Source organism: Mycolicibacterium aubagnense (assembly GCF_010730955.1).
GTDB lineage: Bacteria > Actinomycetota > Actinomycetes > Mycobacteriales > Mycobacteriaceae > Mycobacterium > Mycobacterium aubagnense.
The window spans coordinates 4517778-4535002 of record NZ_AP022577.1 but is presented as its reverse complement, the minus strand read 5'-3'; the positions used below and the strand labels follow the sequence as shown (position 1 = coordinate 4535002).

At 66.3% G+C, this 17225-nt stretch carries 22 protein-coding genes and 1 riboswitch; of the genes, 9 read left to right on the top strand and 13 right to left on the bottom strand.

The window, feature by feature from the left end; all coding sequences use genetic code 11:
* Window positions 1-13 precede the first annotated feature (13 nt).
* Window positions 14-814, bottom strand: coding sequence for a crotonase/enoyl-CoA hydratase family protein (locus tag G6N59_RS21750; protein WP_179970224.1), 801 nt, complete (start codon window positions 812-814; stop codon window positions 14-16).
* A complete protein-coding gene (locus G6N59_RS21745; RefSeq protein WP_138228901.1) occupies window positions 811-1956 on the bottom strand; it encodes a thiolase family protein in 1146 nt (381 codons plus the stop codon). The genes G6N59_RS21750 and G6N59_RS21745 overlap by 4 nt, the downstream gene beginning before the upstream one ends.
* A gap of 207 nt (window positions 1957-2163) precedes the next feature.
* Between G6N59_RS21745 and G6N59_RS21740 the strand changes: the two genes are divergently transcribed.
* Entirely contained in the window at window positions 2164-2961 is a 798-nt protein-coding gene (locus G6N59_RS21740; protein WP_138228900.1) for a FadR/GntR family transcriptional regulator, read from the top strand.
* Here the strand turns inward: G6N59_RS21740 and G6N59_RS21735 are convergent.
* The 5 genes from G6N59_RS21735 to G6N59_RS21715 form a co-directional block, all read right to left on the bottom strand.
* The gene (locus tag G6N59_RS21735; RefSeq protein ID WP_138228899.1) at window positions 2951-4681 is read right to left on the bottom strand and encodes a DUF3556 domain-containing protein; all 1731 of its coding nucleotides are present in this window, start codon (window positions 4679-4681) and stop codon (window positions 2951-2953) included. The two genes, G6N59_RS21740 and G6N59_RS21735, sit on opposite strands and share 11 nt — an antisense overlap.
* A 65-nt stretch (window positions 4682-4746) precedes the next feature.
* Window positions 4747-5262, bottom strand: coding sequence for a DoxX family protein (locus G6N59_RS21730; protein ID WP_138228898.1), 516 nt, complete (start codon window positions 5260-5262; stop codon window positions 4747-4749).
* Between the two features lie 9 nt (window positions 5263-5271).
* Window positions 5272-6513, bottom strand: a complete 1242-nt coding sequence (locus tag G6N59_RS21725; protein ID WP_138228945.1) for a WS/DGAT domain-containing protein — start codon at window positions 6511-6513, stop codon at window positions 5272-5274.
* Between the two features lie 79 nt (window positions 6514-6592).
* Complete coding sequence (locus tag G6N59_RS21720) at window positions 6593-7219, bottom strand: hypothetical protein (protein WP_138228897.1); 627 nt, start codon at window positions 7217-7219, stop codon at window positions 6593-6595.
* Entirely contained in the window at window positions 7216-7851 is a 636-nt protein-coding gene (locus G6N59_RS21715; protein ID WP_138228896.1) for an Rv1363c family protein, read from the bottom strand. The genes G6N59_RS21720 and G6N59_RS21715 overlap by 4 nt, the downstream gene beginning before the upstream one ends.
* A 137-nt stretch (window positions 7852-7988) precedes the next feature.
* Between G6N59_RS21715 and G6N59_RS21710 the strand changes: the two genes are divergently transcribed.
* Both G6N59_RS21710 and G6N59_RS21705 read left to right on the top strand, forming a co-directional pair.
* Complete coding sequence (locus G6N59_RS21710; RefSeq protein ID WP_138228895.1) at window positions 7989-8876, top strand: alpha/beta fold hydrolase; 888 nt, start codon at window positions 7989-7991, stop codon at window positions 8874-8876.
* A 34-nt stretch (window positions 8877-8910) separates the two neighbouring features.
* Window positions 8911-9729 carry an adenylate/guanylate cyclase domain-containing protein gene (locus tag G6N59_RS21705; protein WP_138228894.1) on the top strand — a complete coding sequence of 273 codons (819 nt, stop codon included), beginning with the start codon at window positions 8911-8913 and terminating at the stop codon, window positions 9727-9729.
* Here the strand turns inward: G6N59_RS21705 and G6N59_RS30610 are convergent.
* Window positions 9690-9857 (bottom strand): hypothetical protein, encoded by a 168-nt coding sequence (locus G6N59_RS30610; RefSeq protein ID WP_170212351.1) that lies wholly within the window; start codon window positions 9855-9857, stop codon window positions 9690-9692. The two genes, G6N59_RS21705 and G6N59_RS30610, sit on opposite strands and share 40 nt — an antisense overlap.
* A gap of 58 nt (window positions 9858-9915) precedes the next feature.
* Here G6N59_RS30610 and G6N59_RS21700 point away from each other — a divergent pair, with 58 nt between their 5' ends.
* Both G6N59_RS21700 and G6N59_RS21695 read left to right on the top strand, forming a co-directional pair.
* Complete coding sequence (locus G6N59_RS21700) at window positions 9916-10608, top strand: guanylate cyclase (protein WP_163911569.1); 693 nt, start codon at window positions 9916-9918, stop codon at window positions 10606-10608.
* Window positions 10609-10719: 111 nt separating this feature from the next.
* A complete protein-coding gene (locus G6N59_RS21695) occupies window positions 10720-10947 on the top strand; it encodes a hypothetical protein (protein WP_170212350.1) in 228 nt (75 codons plus the stop codon).
* A gap of 71 nt (window positions 10948-11018) precedes the next feature.
* Here G6N59_RS21695 and G6N59_RS21690 read toward each other — a convergent pair whose 3' ends face one another.
* On the bottom strand, window positions 11019-11852 hold the full coding sequence (locus G6N59_RS21690; protein WP_138228893.1) for a phytanoyl-CoA dioxygenase family protein: 834 nt from the start codon (window positions 11850-11852) through the stop codon (window positions 11019-11021).
* Window positions 11853-11899: 47 nt separating this feature from the next.
* On the opposite strand from G6N59_RS21690, the gene G6N59_RS21685 reads away from it, so the two are divergent.
* On the top strand, window positions 11900-12478 hold the full coding sequence (locus G6N59_RS21685) for a TetR/AcrR family transcriptional regulator (protein WP_138228892.1): 579 nt from the start codon (window positions 11900-11902) through the stop codon (window positions 12476-12478).
* Between the two features lie 70 nt (window positions 12479-12548).
* Window positions 12549-13145: a DUF4232 domain-containing protein gene (locus G6N59_RS21680; RefSeq protein ID WP_163911566.1), complete on the top strand. Its 597-nt coding sequence runs from the start codon at window positions 12549-12551 to the stop codon at window positions 13143-13145.
* 35 nt (window positions 13146-13180) lie between these two features.
* Here the strand turns inward: G6N59_RS21680 and G6N59_RS21675 are convergent, their stop codons facing one another.
* From G6N59_RS21675 to G6N59_RS21665, 3 genes are all read right to left on the bottom strand, one after another.
* Window positions 13181-13579, bottom strand: coding sequence for a VOC family protein (locus tag G6N59_RS21675; protein ID WP_138228890.1), 399 nt, complete (start codon window positions 13577-13579; stop codon window positions 13181-13183).
* Window positions 13580-13661: 82 nt separating this feature from the next.
* Window positions 13662-13985, bottom strand: a complete 324-nt coding sequence (locus tag G6N59_RS21670; RefSeq protein ID WP_138228889.1) for a branched-chain amino acid transport AzlD family protein — start codon at window positions 13983-13985, stop codon at window positions 13662-13664.
* Window positions 13978-14676 (bottom strand): AzlC family ABC transporter permease, encoded by a 699-nt coding sequence (locus tag G6N59_RS21665; RefSeq protein WP_138228888.1) that lies wholly within the window; start codon window positions 14674-14676, stop codon window positions 13978-13980. Before G6N59_RS21665 ends, G6N59_RS21670 begins: the two co-directional genes overlap by 8 nt.
* 80 nt (window positions 14677-14756) lie before the next feature.
* Here G6N59_RS21665 and G6N59_RS21660 point away from each other — a divergent pair, with 80 nt between their 5' ends.
* Complete coding sequence (locus G6N59_RS21660; protein WP_138228887.1) at window positions 14757-15203, top strand: Lrp/AsnC family transcriptional regulator; 447 nt, start codon at window positions 14757-14759, stop codon at window positions 15201-15203.
* Window positions 15204-15219: 16 nt separating this feature from the next.
* On the opposite strand, the gene G6N59_RS21655 is transcribed toward G6N59_RS21660, so the two are convergent.
* The gene (locus G6N59_RS21655; RefSeq protein WP_138228886.1) at window positions 15220-15534 is read right to left on the bottom strand and encodes a DMT family transporter; all 315 of its coding nucleotides are present in this window, start codon (window positions 15532-15534) and stop codon (window positions 15220-15222) included.
* Between the two features lie 9 nt (window positions 15535-15543).
* A riboswitch (guanidine-III (ykkC-III) riboswitch) is annotated at window positions 15544-15609 on the bottom strand.
* A gap of 202 nt (window positions 15610-15811) precedes the next feature.
* Here G6N59_RS21655 and G6N59_RS21650 point away from each other — a divergent pair.
* A complete protein-coding gene (locus G6N59_RS21650; RefSeq protein WP_138228885.1) occupies window positions 15812-17176 on the top strand; it encodes a wax ester/triacylglycerol synthase domain-containing protein in 1365 nt (454 codons plus the stop codon).
* Window positions 17177-17225: the final 49 nt, after the last annotated feature.

Below are 17225 nucleotides of genomic sequence, written 5' to 3'. Positions count from 1 at the left end.
GATTCCTTCTCCGTCACTTGGCTTTCCATACAGGCTGACGTTTCTGCGCGAACGCCAGCGGGCCTTCTTTGGCGTCCTCGGACTGCAGCAGCGTGACGAACTCGCGGTTGGTGCGCTTCCAGCCGTCCTTCTCGCCGGTCACCACGCCGTCGTCGGCCCCGTACGCCACCCGCTTGCTGGCCTGTACGGCCAGCGGCGCGTTGGACGTGATCCGTTCCGCCAGCGCCAATGCCGCATCGACAACGGTGCCGTCGGGCACCACCTGATTGATCAGACCCCAGCGCAACGCGTCGGCCGACGTCATGGGCTCGCCGGTGAACATCAGCTCCAGTGCCACCTTGCGCGGCAGTTGCTCGACGATCCGGAACACGCCGCCCGCTCCGGCGATCAGCCCCCGCTTCACTTCCGGCAGGCCGAATTTCGCGCTCTGCTCGGCGACCACGAGGTCGCTGGCCAACGCCAGTTCGGTGCCGCCACCCAGCGCGGTGCCGTTGACCGCCGCGATGGTGGGCTTGTCGATGAAGTGACTGACGTAACCGGCGAAACCCCAGTCGGTGTGGTCCGGGTGGAAGAGGTTCTCGCCGCGCGACAGCGCCTTGAGATCCGCACCGGCACAGAACGATTTGTCGCCGGAGCCGGTGATCACCACGGCCCGGATCTCGGGGTCGTCCTGGGCGGCCTGCAGCGCGTCGCCGACACCGATGCTGACGGCCTGGTTGACGGCATTACGTGCTTCCGGCCGGTTAATCGTGATCAACAGGACGTTGCCGCGCCGTTCCGACAGCGCGCCGGGCTCGACGGAAACCAAAGTCACAACAGCTCCAGGATGGTCGCGTTGGCCTGGCCGCCACCCTCACACATGGTCTGGAAGCCGTACTGAATTCCGTTGTCCCGCATGTGGTATAGCAGGGTGGTCATGATGCGGGCGCCCGAGCCGCCGAGCGGGTGACCGAGGGCGATGGCGCCGCCGTTCGGGTTCAGCTTGTTCTCGTCGGCGCCGATGTCCTTGAGCCAGGCCATCGGGACCGGCGCAAAGGCCTCGTTGACCTCGAACACGCCGATGTCGTTCACGCTCAGGCCGGATTTGGCCAGCGCTTTCTGCGTGGCGGGAATGGGGGCGCTCAGCATCATCACCGGGTCGGCGCCAGCGAGGACGCCGGTGTGCAGACGGGCAAGAGGCTTGAGCCCCAACTCTTTTGCCTTCTCGGCGGACATGATCAGCAGCGCGGCCGAGCCGTCGGAGATCTGCGAGGAGTTACCGGCGTGGATGACACCGTCTTCCTTGAAGGCCGGCTTGATGGCGGCCATGGACTCGACGGTGCCGCCGCGCCGGATGCCACCGTCTTCGGAGACGATATTGCCGTCCTGGTCCTTGATGGCCACGATCTGGTCCTTGAAAGCGCCGGCATCCTGTGCGGCAGCGGCCTTTTCGTGCGACCGCAGCGAGAACTCGTCGAGCTGGGTGCGCGACAGGCCCCACTTCTCGGCCATCATCTCGGCGCCGGTGCCCTGGTTCGGCGTCTGGTCGTAGCGGGCGCGGAAGGCCTCCGGGTAGGGGTGGCCACCATTGGCGAGCGACGATCCCATCGGCGTGCGCGACATCGACTCGACACCACCGGCGACGACGATGTCGTAGTGGCCGGCGACCACGCCGGCGGCGGCGAAGTGGACCGACTGCTGACTGGAGCCGCACTGGCGGTCGACGGTGACACCGGGGACGGTCTCGGGCCAGCCGGCGGTCAGCACCGCGGTGCGGGCGATGTCGAGGGCCTGCTCACCGGCCTGCATGACGCAGCCCCAGATGACGTCGTCGACGAGCGCGGGGTCGAGGCCGGCACGCTGCACCAACCCATTGAGCACCTGAGCGGACAGCTCGGCCGGATGCACACCCGACAAGGCGCCGTTGCGCTTCCCGATGGGCGACCGGACCGCCTCGACGATGACTGCTTCAGCCACGGACTTCTCCTTCAACGTTGAATATCGACACGGTATTGACACCCGTAAAGGCGCCCTATCTGTGAAGATAGAACAGTAGGTTTACTAGGTCAACCTACTAGTTGGTAGGCGGACACCATTTGACGAATGAACAGCTAACGCTGTTCCACATGGTTTACTGAGTTGCCTAACACGAGGCCAGCACATTCGGTTCAAGGAGGGCCATAGATGGCGCAGACTCCGCCGTTGTCGCCGATGATCGACCCACGTACTGTGCCATCCTCGGCCAGCGGCCCCATCCGCTCCCCCAAAACCGCGGAACTGGTGGCCGGCACCTTGCGCCGCATGGTCGTCGACGGCCAGCTCAAGGAAGGCGACTTCCTGCCCAACGAGGCCGAGCTGATGGCGCATTTCGGGGTCAGCCGCCCGACCCTGCGCGAAGCCGTTCGCGTGCTGGAATCCGAGCGCCTGGTGGAGGTACGACGCGGCTCGCGCACCGGCGCCCGCGTCCGCGTGCCCGGGCCGGAGATCGTCGCCCGCCCAGCGGGTCTGCTGCTGGAGCTGTCCGGCGCGACCATCGCCGATGTGATGACCGCATGGTCGGCCATCGCGCCGATCGCGGTGCGGCTCCTGGCCGAATCGGGGAACACCGCGGCGTTCGACGAGCTGGACACCATGCTGGCCGAGTACGTTCCGTCCGGGTACGAATCCGGCCGAATGGCCGAGACGACAGGCGATTTCTACCGACGAATGGTCGAGCTCTCCGGTAACGCGACGCTGACCATCATCACGGGCATGCTGCAGGAGATCACCGTGCGGCACACCGCGTTCGCGATGCGGGAGAACCGGCCGCTGTCCAAAGCCGATTACGACATCGTGATGCGCTCCCACAAGCGGCTGATGACGCTCATCCGGTCCGGCAACGGCGCCGCCGCCGAGGCCCATTGGCGCAAACACCTCGACATTGCGAACAGCTTGCTGTTCGCCGGCATGGAGAACGTCAAAGTCCGCGACGTCATGCGCTAGTGACGTCGTAGACCGGCACGTCGTCGGCCCACGGCTGTCGCGTGACCATGTCCTTTACCTTGACGTGGCCGCGCTCGAACTCGCCGGTGGCGGCGTCGACCAGGCGGTACTGCTGTGTCTGCCGATGGATGGGCTGCGCGTCGAGCATGACGATCCGCACCTCGCCGGGCTCGAAGTGGCAGCGCGCCTGCAGTGCGGCGACCAGTTGTTCGTTGGACATGTGGCCGTCGCCGAAGTTCCAGCCGATGGCGGTCGAGACGATCCGCTCTCCGTCGGTCAAGGTGTAGTCGTCCTCGTTCTGCCCGGCCATGGCGCGGTGCGCGAGCGTGAACAGCGCCTTGCCGTGAGTGTTGAACGCCCGGAACGCGTACCCCATGTACAGGTACATCTGCGCGTTCTCCGGGCTGCCGTAATACCGCTCCATCTGGGTCGCGGGCATGCTGGCGATCGCGACGATGTTCTTCTCGATCTTCTCCGACGCCGACGGCTTGAGGCACCACAGCGAGGTATCCCAGTTGCCGGCGTAGTACCGCATGCCCGGCAGGAAAGACACCTTGCGCGGGAACAGGTTTCCGATCACCACCGTGCCCGCGACGACCGCGAACAGCACGACGGGCCACGGTGATGTGAGGTCCATGATGCCGATGTCGGCGTGTCCGACGAACAAGGTCACGACGCAGAACATCATGAAGACGTTCCATTCCAGCGGCACGCCCATCGGGATCGCCGACAGGATGCCGAAATGGAAGCACAGCATGACGAACGCGGCGATATACGTCGGCCAGCCGCCGTGGCTGAAGAAGAGGACCAGCGGCACCGCGCCCTCGATGACGGTGCTGAAGTGCGCCATGAACCGGGACGGGCGGCCGGGGCGGAGGTCGTCCGGGAAGTGTTCGAAGAACGCCCGCTTGAGGAACTTGGGCCGCAACACCGGGTTGTTGCTCATCATCGTGGAGATGACGAACGGGAAGTGATGGTTGAGCTTCGAGGTCGCGGCGCCCAGCCAGATCACCATGCACACCAGTTTCGCGGCGATGATCAAGTCGACGCCGTAACCGGCGAAGAGGAAGGCGACGGTGAAGGAGCCGTACACTTCGCCGCGGGCGGCCAGGAAGATCACCTTGTCGCGCAGGCCGGCCAGGGCGAGCACGCCCAGAATTGCCCAGATCTGCCACATGGGGAGTACGCCGACCCCGGTGTGCAATCCCGGTACCGGGCCGGTGCCGTCGGAGCAGAGGGCGACGACGAGCAGGACCAGCAGCGCGCCGTAGAGCAGCACGTCAATGGGGGTCCGGGCATCACCACGTGTCAGCGGGATGCGGCCGGGCCACGGTGGCAGACGAATGGTCTTCGGCCGCAGCCAGTAGAGGATCGAACCCATGGGCGGGAAGAAGCGGTTGTTGAGCGGCCCGAACCCGCAGCCGAGACCGACGACCTCGAACAACATGGTGTAGAGCACGACCTTCTCGAAGACGATCGGCTCTGTACACCATGCCGCGACGTTCGTGAAACCGTCGATCCCCTTGGTGGACAACGCGATAAGCCAGCCCCCCAGGATGTACAAGCCGATCTTGACGACGTAGAACAGGTGCAGCGCCACCGGCGTGCCGAAGCCCGTCTCGGCCCAGTGCCGGGCCATCGGGGCGATCTTCTGCGCGCGGGTGCCCTTGCTCCACTCCGCGAAGTCGATGACCGGGGTGTCCTGTTTGAGAAAGCCCATGCCCGTCAGACTAGAACGCGTTCTAGTCTGACGGAATCAGATCCCGTAGTTGATCTTGCGGTCAGTCAGACCTTGACAGGCGGGCGGAAGAAGATCAGCAGTTGCCCGATGCCGCCGGCCAGGCCCAGCACCACGGCGATGGCCAGCCCGCACCAGCCGTGCAGCAGGTGGTAGAAGCCGCTGCGATGGAACAGCAGGCAGTCCAGGCTGTAGCGGCCCGCGCCGGTGCCCGCGATGGCCACCGCTGCGACGCCCAGCACCAGGTTGTACTCCCAGCCCGACTTCACGATGAAGAAGCCGTTGTCGCGGTGCACGGTCCAGGCGGCCACCACCATCAGCGCCACGAAGCCGGCGGCAGGGATCGGGGTCAGCAGACCGACCGCCAGGCCGAGGCCGGCCAGGAGTTCAGTGCTGGCGGCCAGCCGGGCGTGCAGCATGCCCGGCTTCATGCCGATGCTGTCGAACCAGCCGGCGGTACCCGGGATGCGGCCGCCACCGAAGAACTTGTTGTAGCCATGTGCAGCCATGGTCAGGCCGAGCACCACCCGCAGCAGCAGGATCGAGAAGTCGTAAGCAGTCACGCGATGAATTTAGTCCCCGGCGTCCAGAACCGCTGACAACCGTTCGACATACGAATCGACATCCGGTAAGGCCGACGGTGAGGCGTGCACGCTGATCGTCACGGAGTCTCCGATGCCGTGCACGCCATGCGTCAGCCCCATCATCGGGGAGAGCGCCGGAAACCCGGCGGTCATCACCACCGGGCAACCACCGAACGTCAGATCGGCCGGACCCCGGTTGACGCTGGAGACCACCGTGTTGCCGGCAACCGTCGCTGACCGTGCGTGCACATCGAATTGCGCGGTACCCCAACGCAACAATCGCGGCGGCACCGCCGCGGTGGCGGCATCGGCGGCCACGACCGCGGAATGCTCGAAACGCTGACGCCGCGCGGCGAGTTCCGCCTCGATCCGGACCGCCCGCTCATGGAACGGCAGCCGCGGGTGCAGCGCCACACCGACGTTGCCGAAGTGGTTGTTGGCGTGGCGCACCCCGGGTTTGGCCATGGGCACCTCGGCCCCGAGTGCGGTGACGCCGCCCAGCTCAGCCGACAGCGCTTCCCCGATGGCCGCCAGCACACCGACCGTCACCGTCGGTCCGGGCAGTTCCGCACGCCGACGGACCACCGTCCGCAGCGCATACGGCGGCTCGGGCCGATCGTTGGTCTGTTGCGCGGGCCACGAATCTGCGGGCGCGGCAACAACACCCGATTCCGTGTCGCGCATCAACTGGCGGTGAGCGGCGCCGGCCCGCAGCGCCAGATATGGCAACGCCCACGCTCCCAACCGCCGTGGGAACACCTCGGGCACCGGCTCATCCCGGCCGAACATCCGGGCCGCGAGCGCCGCCGACCGTCTGCCGTCCGCCAGGGCGTGCGACATCTGCACGACGGCAACCGTGCCCGGCCGCGTGGCCCCCGGCGCGCCCTCGACGCCGGCGAACACGTGCAGCCGCCACGGCCGCACCGTGGCATCGAGTTGGTCGTCGGCCAGCGCGCCGATTGCTTCCAGGCATCGGGACCATGACGTGTCGTCGAGTTCGTGCACGACGAACCAATCCGCAGTGGCGTCATACGGCACCCAGCACGGATAGCGCCAAGCGTTCGAATCGTCGATGCGCACCAACAACTCTGGGCACGCAGTCACATTGCGACGTACCACTGCCAGGGCCTGCTCCAGATCGGCCGGCACGCCGTCAAAGCCATACAGCAGAAACGCGTCGTTCGGGATTTTCGCCGACATCCAGAAGCTCTGGGCGTCGGCGGCCGCCATCCGCATCACGTTCACCGCCCCGGGATTTGTGCACGAAAATCCGCGCCGGCCGCGGAAAATCGTGCACAAATCACGACCATCACACGGGTTCGAACTTGGCGATCAGCCACCGACCCCCCAGTCGTTCGAGGGTCACCCGTGCGCTGGTCGGGGTACTGGTCGGCGGCTGGTCACCGACACGGACCGTCTGGTTGACGAACACCAGCACGACGGCATGGTTCTTCTCGACCGACACCGCGGCCGCGGCCGGCACCGACGTCGCCGCGGAGATGTGGCGCTGTTCGGCACCGGGGATCACCGACTTGGTCAGCGTCGTGTACTCGTCCAAGAACGGCGTGGTGAGTAACTTGCGTGCGTCGGTGAGCTGCCGGCGGACCGTGTCGGGCTCGTACGACAGCAGAGCGACCGTGCCATCGCTGGCCACCTTGATCACCGCAGCCTGGTCGGCCTCATTGCTGCGACTGGCGGTGAGGTACCACAGGCCGCCCGCGGCGGCCGCGAGCACCAGCGCCAGCACCGGCAGGACCCGGTACGCCGTCATCCGCGCCCACTCGACCCGAGGTTTCTGCGGCTTCACTTGCGGCACAGCATCATTGGCCGCCCGTTCGGTCTCGAGCTCGGCCGCATCGAGCTCCGGCTCAGCCTCGGTCGCCTCGAGTTCCGGCTCAGCCGACTCGTCGGGTTCATCCAGCCCGTGCTTGCTCATTGGATCGGCTCCACGTTCGACACCTTGGCGCCCTCGCCCACCTTCTGCATCGTCAGCCGCACGCGCCAGTAGCGGTCCTGCTGCGGCGCTCCATCACCGACTTCGGTGTGCACCTTCACCGCAACCAGCACCACGCCACTGGTCTCGTTCACCGACTCCACGCCGGCCTCGGTGACCGTGCCGACCGACACCGACTGCTGCTGTTTCACCGAGTCCACGACGGCCGCCGAGCGCTGTGTGAAGTCGTCGAAATAGGCCCCGGTCGAGGTGTCCAGCGCCCGCTTGATGTCGTCGTCGACGTGCCGGTAGTCGATGGTCGTGAGATTTACCGCGGATTGCTTCCCGGCGGTCAGATACATCTGCCGCAGGGCGTCGTCGCGACGCACCTGCAGCTCGCGCTGTCCCAGCCAGGTCACCAGCGCGCCCAGCGCAGCCACCACCACAACGCCGACGATCAACGCCACGATGACGCGGCTATCCCGTTTCGGCGCAGCCTGTTTCAGGAAGGCGAGGGCTTCATCGTCGGAAACGGCCGGGTTGGCGTCGTCGGCATCCGGCGTCGCATCCTCGACGCTCGCCTCTTCGTCGTCCACCTCGTCGGGGCTTCTGTGCCGCCCGTGCTCGTCAGCCATATGCCTTCCTCTCGCCGCACGCCCGGCTTGGGCGGCGACACCTCGGCCGAGTCTAGAGACCGCGGCGTGACGAGGGTCATGTTCGGTTCAGTTAGCACAGCTCGGTAACGTGCAGGTGAAGTGACGAGAGGATTCCAGTGAGCACCGACGAACGCACTTCCCCGGCCGATGGCGGCAGCAATCCACAGACGGTGCGATTCCGCGGTATCGATGAGCTGGCCCTGGCCGCCGACGAATGGAACCGCGACGCTGAAATCGCTCAGGACAAGCCCACAATCCTCATGTTGCACGGCGGTGGCCAGAACCGGTTCTCGTGGAAGAACACCGGTCAAATTCTCGCGGACGCCGGTTTCCACGTCGTCGCGCTGGACAGCCGGGGCCACGGTGACAGCGACCGCTCCCCCACCGCGAACTACTCGCTCGAGACGCTCACCGGCGACACCCTGCAGGTGATCTATCAGATCGGCCGGCCGGTGGCGCTGATCGGCGCCAGCATGGGCGGCCTGACCAGCCTGCCGGTCGCTCACGAGGCCGGCCCCGAGCTGGTCACCAAGCTGGTGCTGGTCGACGTGGTGCCGCGATTCGAGAAGAGCGGCAGCGCACGCATCCGCGACTTCATGTTCAGCGGTATCGACGGCTTCACCTCGCTCGAAGATGCCGCCGACGCCGTCGCGGCGTACCTGCCGCACCGCGCCCGGCCGCGCAGCGTCGAAGGGCTCAAGAAGAACCTGCGGCTGCGCGACGGCAAGTGGTTCTGGCACTGGGACCCGGCGTTCCTCACCGCTCCGGGCGACGACCCGTTCGAGCGCGCCGAGATGCTCGAGCACGCCGCGATCAACCTCGAAATCCCGATCCTGCTGATCCGCGGCAAGCTGTCGGACGTGGTCAGCACCGAAGGCGTGCAGGACTTCCTGCAGAAGGTGCCAGGCGCGCGGTTCGTCGAACTGTCCGAGGCCGGACACACCGCCGCCGGTGACGACAACGACGCGTTCACCGACGCGGTCGTGCAGTTCGTCCGTCAATGACCCGATCACGGGCCGTCGCCTCGATACTTGACCGGTGACGGTAGAGCTGGTCGCCATCTGCGTCCTCGCTGTGGCCGTGGTCGCCGAGGCCATTGCGTTGCGGGTGACGCGTTCCCGACTGCGGGCTGCCCGCCGGGAGATCGAGGCGTTGCGCGCGCCCGCCGAGCCGCGGACCAACTTGCTGCTGGCAAGCGGCAAGGCCGCCGTCAAGACGATGTGGCAGACCGCCAACCTCATCAACAAAGAGGGTTTCGGCGGCGCCATGCGCTCCTCGATCGAGGAGCTGGCCGGCTGGGCCGAGGTGGAGCGGCCGGACCTGGCCAAGTTGGCGCCGACCGGGCGGGTGGCCATCGTGTTCTCAGATATCGAGGGATCCACGGCCCTCAACGAGCGGATGGGCGACCGGGCCTGGGTGCGGCTGATCGATCACCACGACAAGTTGGTCAGCCGGTGCGTCAAGAAGCAGTTGGGGTACGTCGTGAAGAGCCAGGGCGACGGTTTCATGATCGCTTTCGCCGAACCCGAGCAGGCGGTGCGCTGCAGCGTCGACATGCAGCAGCAATTGGCCAAGGCTCCGAACGGCATTCGGGTCCGCATCGGCATCCACACCGGTAAGTCGGTGCGCCGCGGTGACGACCTGTTCGGTCGCAACGTCGCCATGGCGGCCCGGGTCGCCAGCCAGGCCGACGGCGGCGAGATCCTGGTGAGCAAAGCCGTGCGAGATGCGTTGTCGGGCATGGCATCCTGCGCGGACATCGCGTTCGACGACGGCCGCGCCGCAGAGCTCAAGGGCTTCGCCGGAGACCACCGGCTCTATGCGGTGGACTGGCCGCCGGATTCGGCCAGCCGCTGATGCAACCGCGCGCGGATATCGTCGGCGGTGTAGGAGTTGCGCTTGCGCTGGTCGCGCGCGACCAACACCCCACCGGCGACGACGCCGGCGACACCCGCCATACCGATCCACTTCCATACACCACGCATGCGCCGATTCTGCCTTTCCAGGGCGGGCGAAGCGACGGGGACTGTTTAAGCTGCCCAGATGACTGGTAACGCGGTGACATTGGAGCGGGCGCTGGCCGAGACCCGGACCGGCGACATCTGGTTGTTCCGTGGGGCGTCCAAGCCCGACCGCGCCATCCAGGCGCTCACCAACGCTCCCGTGAACCACGTCGGGATGACGGTCGCCATCGACGACCTGCCGCCGCTGATCTGGCACGCCGAACTCGGCGACAAACTGGAATGCCTGTGGAGCGGCAGCCACCACCGCGGCGTGCAACTCAACGACCTGCGCGCCGCTGTCGAACGATGGGTGTACGTGTACGGGCAGCGGTGCTGGCTGCGCCAGCTGACGCCGGATGCCACCCGCGAGCAGGAAGACCTGGCATTGAAGGTGGTGGCGCGCATGGACGGCACCGCGTTTCCCACCACGATGCGGTTGACGGGGCGTTGGTTCCGCGGGCGGGCGCCGGTGGTCAGCGACTACACGCGCGGAATTCCGTTGGTACATCGCAAGGTTCGCGAAACCGCCGAGCGGGCCAAGAACCGCCGACGGTCAGCCGGGCTCGAGACCGCGTACTGCGCGGAGACGGTGGCCATCACCTATGAGGAGATGGGACTGCTGGTCACCGAGAAGCGCGAGAACTACTTCGATCCGGGGTCGTTCTGGAGTGGCGATTCGTTGTCGTTGACGCCGGGATATCAACTGGGCAACGAGATCGAAGTCCTCGCCTGACCTGCGGGTACGGAAACCCGGCGAATAATTTCAATCGGCGTCAATTGAGTCGTGTCGCGACTAGCATTCGTGGACAAATTCCCGGTTACGGGTAAGCCCACAGGAGGCGTCATGCGAATGAAAAGCGCGCTCGTTGCAGCATGGATTGCCGCAGCCGCGATCGGCGGGGCGGTCAGCCTGGCCCCGCTGGCCGGCGCCCAGCCGGACCCCGATGTGCCCTACGGCGGCGACGAATTCGAGGCTCCAGGGCAGGGTCCCGGTCCGGGCAGCTTCGGCTTCCACGAGTCGAATCACGACGAGAAGGACACGACCGCCGGCGCCACCGACGTGCCGTACTGATTCCGTCGAACAGAGCTTGTGTTCGAGATTCGGCTGATACTGCGCACACAAGCTCACGCTGGAGCACGCCGCTAAAGCAGCCGCTTGGGATGCATGCCGTCGACTTGCCCGATGAAGGGCGGGTGGATGCTGTAGCCGAGCATCCGCCGGATGTCTTCCGATACCCGGCGCACGGTGTCCTTGGTCATCGACAGGGTGAACGCCTCCTGCGGCCGAAGCCACGGCTCGCAATACTGGGCAGTGACGGCCAGGCGCGGGTGCTGAGTCCGGTTCGCGCCGCCGCCGTGCCACAGCGTGCCCGGGAAGAACACGCACGAACCTGCCGACATCACAACGGGTTTCCGCGCCGCGGCGCCGGGCAGCTGGTCGCCCCAGCGGTGGCTACCGGGGACGACGTCGGTGGCACCGTTGTCGGCGGTGAAATCGTCGATGGCCCAGATGGTCGCCGCGCCCAGCGCAGCGCGTGGCCGCGGCAACGGGTAGAAACCGTCGTCGGTGTGCAGCATCTGCGCCTGTTCGCCCGGCAGGATGTTGATCACCTGGAGCATCGATAGCAGGTAGTTCGGCAGGAACATCCGGTCCAGCAGCGCCAGCACCCGCGGATGGTCGGCGATGACGTCGCACGCCGCGGTCTTGTTGAGCACGCTGTAGATCCGCTGGGTGAGACGACCCTCAAATCCGTTGCGGCCGTGCAGGTTCAACAACGGAGCGACGGCTTCCCGGATCTCGTCGAGCTGCGCGCCGCTCAGCAGGTCCGGCAGGATCACGTAGCCGTCGCGCGCCAACGCGGCGAGGTCGGCATCCACGATCGCGGGGTCGACGGCCGCGCCGCTGCTCGCGGTGCGGCGATACGTACCGGCCAGATCGCCGCTCAAGTCCGCCAGCGATGACACTTCAGCGCTCATTGCCCACTCCCACCGAAACATAACTGAGTTCTGTTATGTTTTGGACTATGGCACGAGCACCGATCGGACGTCAACAACTTCTGACCGCGGCCCGCCACGAGTTGGTGCGCGGCAACGGGGTGCTCGAACTGAGCGCGCTCACCCGCCGGGCGCAGCTGAGCACCGGCGCCCTCTATCACCATTTCGGTTCCAAAAGCGGGCTGCTCGCGGCGGTGTACGACGAGTTCTACCACGGGCTGCGCACCGCGATCGCCGACGCACACCTGCCCGCCGACGCCGACTGGGGCGTCCGCGAACGCGAGCGCACCCGGCGTTTCGTCGTCTATCACTTCGACGATGAGCTGGCGCCCATCCTGCTCGGCCGCGCCACGCTGGACCCGGAACTCGCCGAACTCGAAGCAGTCCATCTCCAGACCATGAGCGAGGCTGCGGCCGGCAACATCCGCCACGGCCAAGAACTCGGCCAGCTGCCCGGCGACATCGACCCCGCCAGCGCCGGCGCGTTCGTCATCGGCGGCCTGCGGCACAGCATCGCCCAGCAACTCAGGGCGACGCCGCGCCCGGACCCGGATCTCGCTGCCGAACGGCTCTGGCACCTGACCGCTGCGGCGCTCGGGATCGCGTAATCACCCCGCCGCGGGGTGCGTTCGTCGGATACTGAACGCACCATCTGGCGGGGACGACGAAGGAATGCTCATGAAGGTGCCGGCGTGGTCACTGTGCGCGCTGACGGCCGCGCTCGCCGCGGGCTGCTCGACTCAGCACTCGGCGCCGGCAGCATCGACGGTGACCGTGACCGCTCCTCAGACGACCAGCGCATCTCCTGTCACGGCGACGTCGGTCGCGCCCCCCATAACCGGAACGGTGACGGTACCGGCCGGCCAAACACCCGCGGCAGCACCAGAACTCGGGCCCTGCAAGGACAATGACCTCGAAGTCACGAACGGGCCGCTGCAAACGGCCAATACTCAGCGCCGGGTCGTGGTGTCGTTCCGCAACACCTCATCACGCGGTTGCACCATGGTCGGTTACCCCGGCGCGGACCTGGTGACACCGGCCGGCGGCGTCCTGATCAACGTGCCACGACGGCCGGCCAACGCGGCACATCGGCTGACCCTGCAACCCGGCGACGTGGCCACCGCTGACGTGTCGACGTCCGCGGTGGACACGGCCACGGGCAACACGTGCGCCCGATGGGGTCAGCTGGTGGTCACCCCGCCCAACGATTTCACGTCGCACCCGCTGGGCATCGACCTGCCGATCTGCAACGCGAGCATCAGTTCCGTCGACTGACGCTGCCACGAACGGCCCATGCGGCGACCCGGCAGCTACACCCCGAATTTCACTCTGGCTTCATCACTCACCGGAGTGAAGAGGTTGACCAGGTTGCCGTCGGGATCACGGAACATCAGCGCGCGGTTTCCCCAGGGCATCGTGGTCGGCTCGGTGACGACCTCGTCGAGCCGGCCGCGCAGCCGTTCGTATTCAGCATCCACGTCGGTCACGATGAACTCGATGATGGCACTTCGGTTCGCCGCCGGCTCCGCGGAGCCCGCCCCGAACAACGGGACGGTTTTGTCGCTGCCGATGGCCAAAGTGCCTACCGGCGTAGGGATTTCCGCGAACAGTTCGTTGGCCCAGACCGCCTCGGCGCCGGTGACCAGTTCGTAGAAACCGACCAGGCTCGGCACGTCGGCGGTGATGATGCGGGTGGAGACAAGCTTCATGGCCGGCACGTTATCGGCAGGCACCGACAACCTCGCCGGGCCCCGCGCCGCGACGAGCGCGGGATCGACAAATCGGCTGTCGTCAGAGCGCGTTCACGAGCAACACGTAGGCCAGGGTTCCGGCTCCGACACTGAGGAGAGTCCGCCGCCCGCCGAGCAGGTGGACGCCCACGGTGAGCGCCACCGCGAACGCTGCGTATGCCAAGCGGCTGCCGTCGCCCGCGACCGAGCGGAAGGTGCTCGCCGCGAGAATCACCACGATGCCAACCGGCATCCACGTGGCCATGATGTTGACGAAACGGGACTTTCGCAGTGGCTGAAGGATCGCGAACGGCACCGCACGCAGGGCCAGATTGATGACGAAGACGGTCGCCAGCACGGCCGCCAGGTACTTCAGGTCAAGCATCGCGTCCCCGCACCACCAGATAGCGCGCAACGAGCGTCGCGATGAACAGCAGCAACCCGACGAACAACGCCGCGTGCGGCGCAACCACCATCGCGATCGAGAAGCTGAGGGCGGCGAGCAGGAGTGACGGCACGCCGTCGCGGGATCGGCACGCGTCGAGCGTCAACGTGACGAACAGTGCGCACAACGCGAACTCGAGCCCTTCGATACGCGCGGGCAGCAGGGAGCCGACCAAGACTCCCGTCAAACCGCCACCTACCCAATAGAACTGGAACGCGGCCTGCATCGAGACCAGGCGCCACGACGTCCAGCCGCGCGGGTTGGCGGCCGTCACCGCGTACGCCTCGTCGACCAGCGTGTAGACCGAATAGGCACGCGCGAATCGGTTCCGCACCACGTGCAGCGGGAAGGTGAACGCGTAGAAGACGTGGCGAAAGTTCACCAGGAACGCGGTCAGCGCGATGGTGGCCAACGGCGTCGCGGCGGCGATCATGCCGATCAGCAGTAGCTCCAACGAGCCGGCGAAACACGCGATGGACAGCGCCGGCGCGACCCACCAGGGCAAACCCGCCTGGATCACCAACAAGCCGAAGGCGAGGCCGATCGGATACATACCCAGGCCGGCGGCCAGCGACGCCCGCACACCAGCGGCAACCTCCGCCCTTCGCGATGTCGGTGCCAGAGTAGCCATGACAACAATGATCCCAAGTTGAGCGCAGAATATGGTTGCCACTTAATGCTAGGCCGGTCGGTATCGGGCAATAATTGGTTATGGACCGACTTGATTCAGCAATAATCGACGTCCTACGCGAGGACGGCCGGATCGCGAACGTCGCGCTGGCCGAACGGGTCGGGCTCACGCCGGGGCCATGCCTGCGCCGGGTGCAGCGACTCGAAGCCGACGGCGTCATTGTCGGCTACCAGGCGCAGATCTCACCCGCCGCCGCCCATCAGAGCTTCGAGGTGCTCCTCGACATCGAGATCACGGACTTCGACATGAAGAGCATCGAGTCCTTCGAAGACACGATGGCTGCGTATCCCCAAGTCCTCGAACTCCATCGACTGTTCGGGTCGCCGGACTATCTCTGCCGTGTCGCGGTCGCGGACCTCGCGGCCTACGAGCAGTTCTTGACGAGCAAGGTGCTGTCCATCCCCGGCATCCATCGCGTCTCGTCGCGGTTCCCGATGAAGACGATCAAGTCCCTGCGGCCTACATGATCCCGTCGAGCGGTTTTCAGTGCACGAGCTTGAGCCCCACCACGCCGCCGACGATCGTCACCAGGAAAACCACCTTCAGCAGTGACGTCGGCTCGTCGCCGGTCGCCATCGCGTAGACGACGGTGAGCACGGCGCCGATACCCACCCAGACCGCGTAGGCGGTGCCGACCGGAAGCTCGCGCATGGCGTACGCCAGCCCGGCCATGCTGGCAACAATCGCAACGGCGAACACAATGCTCGGCGACAGTCTGGTGAACCCTTCGGACTTGCCCATCGCTGTTGCCCACACCGCTTCGAGGACACCGGAAATGACAAGAACTACCCACGCCATGACGTTTCTCCCGGGCCGTCTTGTCGCACACCGGGTACGGCACCCATCGTCCGGGAGCCTCCGTTAAGGCTCTGTTACGAAGTTCTCACACGCGCGGACGGGTGGCAAGGTCAGCTCGGTCACCAGCGCTGAACCAGTGACGACTCGAAGCGGAACTCCGCCGGACATGGACATCTCTCTGGCGATGGACCTCACTGCTAGGGGACAAAGTCACCGCCGGCGCCGATGGCATTGTGGCGTGGATCGCTGGCGCCGTAGCTTCGTGGTGGAGGCCACGATGCCTGAATTCATGAGCGCCAGCGACGCATTCACCTGGGCGATGGAGAGCGATCCTCGCTTGCGATCGACGGTCGTGACGGTGATCTTGTTGGAGCACGCACCGGACTGGGGCGTCGTGCGCTCGCGATTCCAGCTGATCGCCACGAAGCTACCGATGTTGCGCAAACGGCTGGTCGAGTCGGTGCCGCCAGCACCGCCGCGGTGGGTGCATTGCCGCGACTTCGACCTCGACTTCCACATCTCCCGGGTATCCGCGCCTGAGCCGGGAAGTCTCGACGTCGTCTTGGAAATGGCGCGGCGCGCGGCCATGGACGAGTTCGACCACGCCCGTCCGATGTGGGAGGTCACGTTCATCGACGGCCTGGCCGACAACGGTGCGGCGGTGGTGTGCAAGTTCCACCACTCGTTGACAGACGGCTTGGGCGGCGTGCAGATCGCGATGACGCTGTTCGACCTCAGCGAGGAGCCGCGGCTGATCGGTGAAGAGGTTGTCGAGCCCCACATCCCGGGCCGACACCTCTTGCCGGGCTATCGGGCGTCGATCGGCTACGACGTGGGACTGTTGTCCGCGGCCGTCCGCGGTGCGCTGCGGGCGGGACCATCGTTGGCGCTGAACAGCATTCGCCGTCCGCTCCAGACAGCATCGGAGACGACCGAGATGGTGGCGTCGGTGTATCGCACCGTGCGACCGGTGAACCGAACCGGTTCCCCACTGATGACGAAGCGCTCGCTCGTCCGGCGCCTCGGGGTGTTGGAAGTGTCGAGACCGCGGTTACACGAGGCCGCCCATCGCGGTGGCGGCGCACTCAATGACGCATTCGTTGCCGGGATTGCCGGCGGACTGCGCCACTACCACAACAAGCACGGTGTCAACGTCGGCGATCTGCATCTGACCATGCCGGTGAGCCTGCGAACAAAGGACGACCCCATGGGCGGCAACCGGATCACCCTGATGCGGTTCGACGTGCCGGTGGGAGTAGCCGATCCCGCGGAGCGAATCAGCGCGATCAACAAACGCACACAACAAGTGCGTCATGAGAAGTCGCTCCCCTACACCCAACTGATCGCGGGCGTCCTCAACCTGATGCCGCGCTGGTACATCGGGTCGATCCTGCGCCACGTCGACTTCCTCGCCAGCGACGTACCCGGCATTCCGGTACCGGTGTATCTGGGCGGCGCGAAAGTGCGGGCGCAGTACGCGTTCGGGCCGACAATCGGTGCTGCCGTCAACGTCACGCTGCTGACCTACGTCGATACCTGCTCATTGGGCATCGACGTGGACACCGGAGCGATCCCGGATTTCGACGAGTTCCGCGACTGCCTGGTCGCGGGCTTCGACGAAGTCCTGGCACTCGCCGACTGAGACTCGCCAGAGGTTGGCGCGAACCTCCACCGCATGCCGGCATGACGCC

Coding starts and splice junctions, on each gene's coding strand:
- G6N59_RS21660 (WP_138228887.1), top strand. CDS start 14,757: ATGGACCGACTTGATTCAGCAATAATCGACGTCCTACGCGAGGACGGC.
- G6N59_RS21690 (WP_138228893.1), bottom strand. CDS start 11,852: ATGAGCGCTGAAGTGTCATCGCTGGCGGACTTGAGCGGCGATCTGGCC.
- G6N59_RS21680 (WP_163911566.1), top strand. CDS start 12,549: ATGAAGGTGCCGGCGTGGTCACTGTGCGCGCTGACGGCCGCGCTCGCC.
- G6N59_RS21665 (WP_138228888.1), bottom strand. CDS start 14,676: ATGGCTACTCTGGCACCGACATCGCGAAGGGCGGAGGTTGCCGCTGGT.
- G6N59_RS21650 (WP_138228885.1), top strand. CDS start 15,812: ATGCCTGAATTCATGAGCGCCAGCGACGCATTCACCTGGGCGATGGAG.
- G6N59_RS21675 (WP_138228890.1), bottom strand. CDS start 13,579: ATGAAGCTTGTCTCCACCCGCATCATCACCGCCGACGTGCCGAGCCTG.
- G6N59_RS21725 (WP_138228945.1), bottom strand. CDS start 6,513: ATGGCGGCCGCCGACGCCCAGAGCTTCTGGATGTCGGCGAAAATCCCG.
- G6N59_RS21695 (WP_170212350.1), top strand. CDS start 10,720: ATGCGAATGAAAAGCGCGCTCGTTGCAGCATGGATTGCCGCAGCCGCG.
- G6N59_RS21735 (WP_138228899.1), bottom strand. CDS start 4,681: ATGGGCTTTCTCAAACAGGACACCCCGGTCATCGACTTCGCGGAGTGG.
- G6N59_RS21715 (WP_138228896.1), bottom strand. CDS start 7,851: ATGGCTGACGAGCACGGGCGGCACAGAAGCCCCGACGAGGTGGACGAC.
- G6N59_RS21655 (WP_138228886.1), bottom strand. CDS start 15,534: ATGGCGTGGGTAGTTCTTGTCATTTCCGGTGTCCTCGAAGCGGTGTGG.
- G6N59_RS21700 (WP_163911569.1), top strand. CDS start 9,916: ATGACTGGTAACGCGGTGACATTGGAGCGGGCGCTGGCCGAGACCCGG.
- G6N59_RS21670 (WP_138228889.1), bottom strand. CDS start 13,985: ATGCTTGACCTGAAGTACCTGGCGGCCGTGCTGGCGACCGTCTTCGTC.
- G6N59_RS21740 (WP_138228900.1), top strand. CDS start 2,164: ATGGCGCAGACTCCGCCGTTGTCGCCGATGATCGACCCACGTACTGTG.
- G6N59_RS30610 (WP_170212351.1), bottom strand. CDS start 9,857: ATGCGTGGTGTATGGAAGTGGATCGGTATGGCGGGTGTCGCCGGCGTC.
- G6N59_RS21685 (WP_138228892.1), top strand. CDS start 11,900: ATGGCACGAGCACCGATCGGACGTCAACAACTTCTGACCGCGGCCCGC.
- G6N59_RS21720 (WP_138228897.1), bottom strand. CDS start 7,219: ATGAGCAAGCACGGGCTGGATGAACCCGACGAGTCGGCTGAGCCGGAA.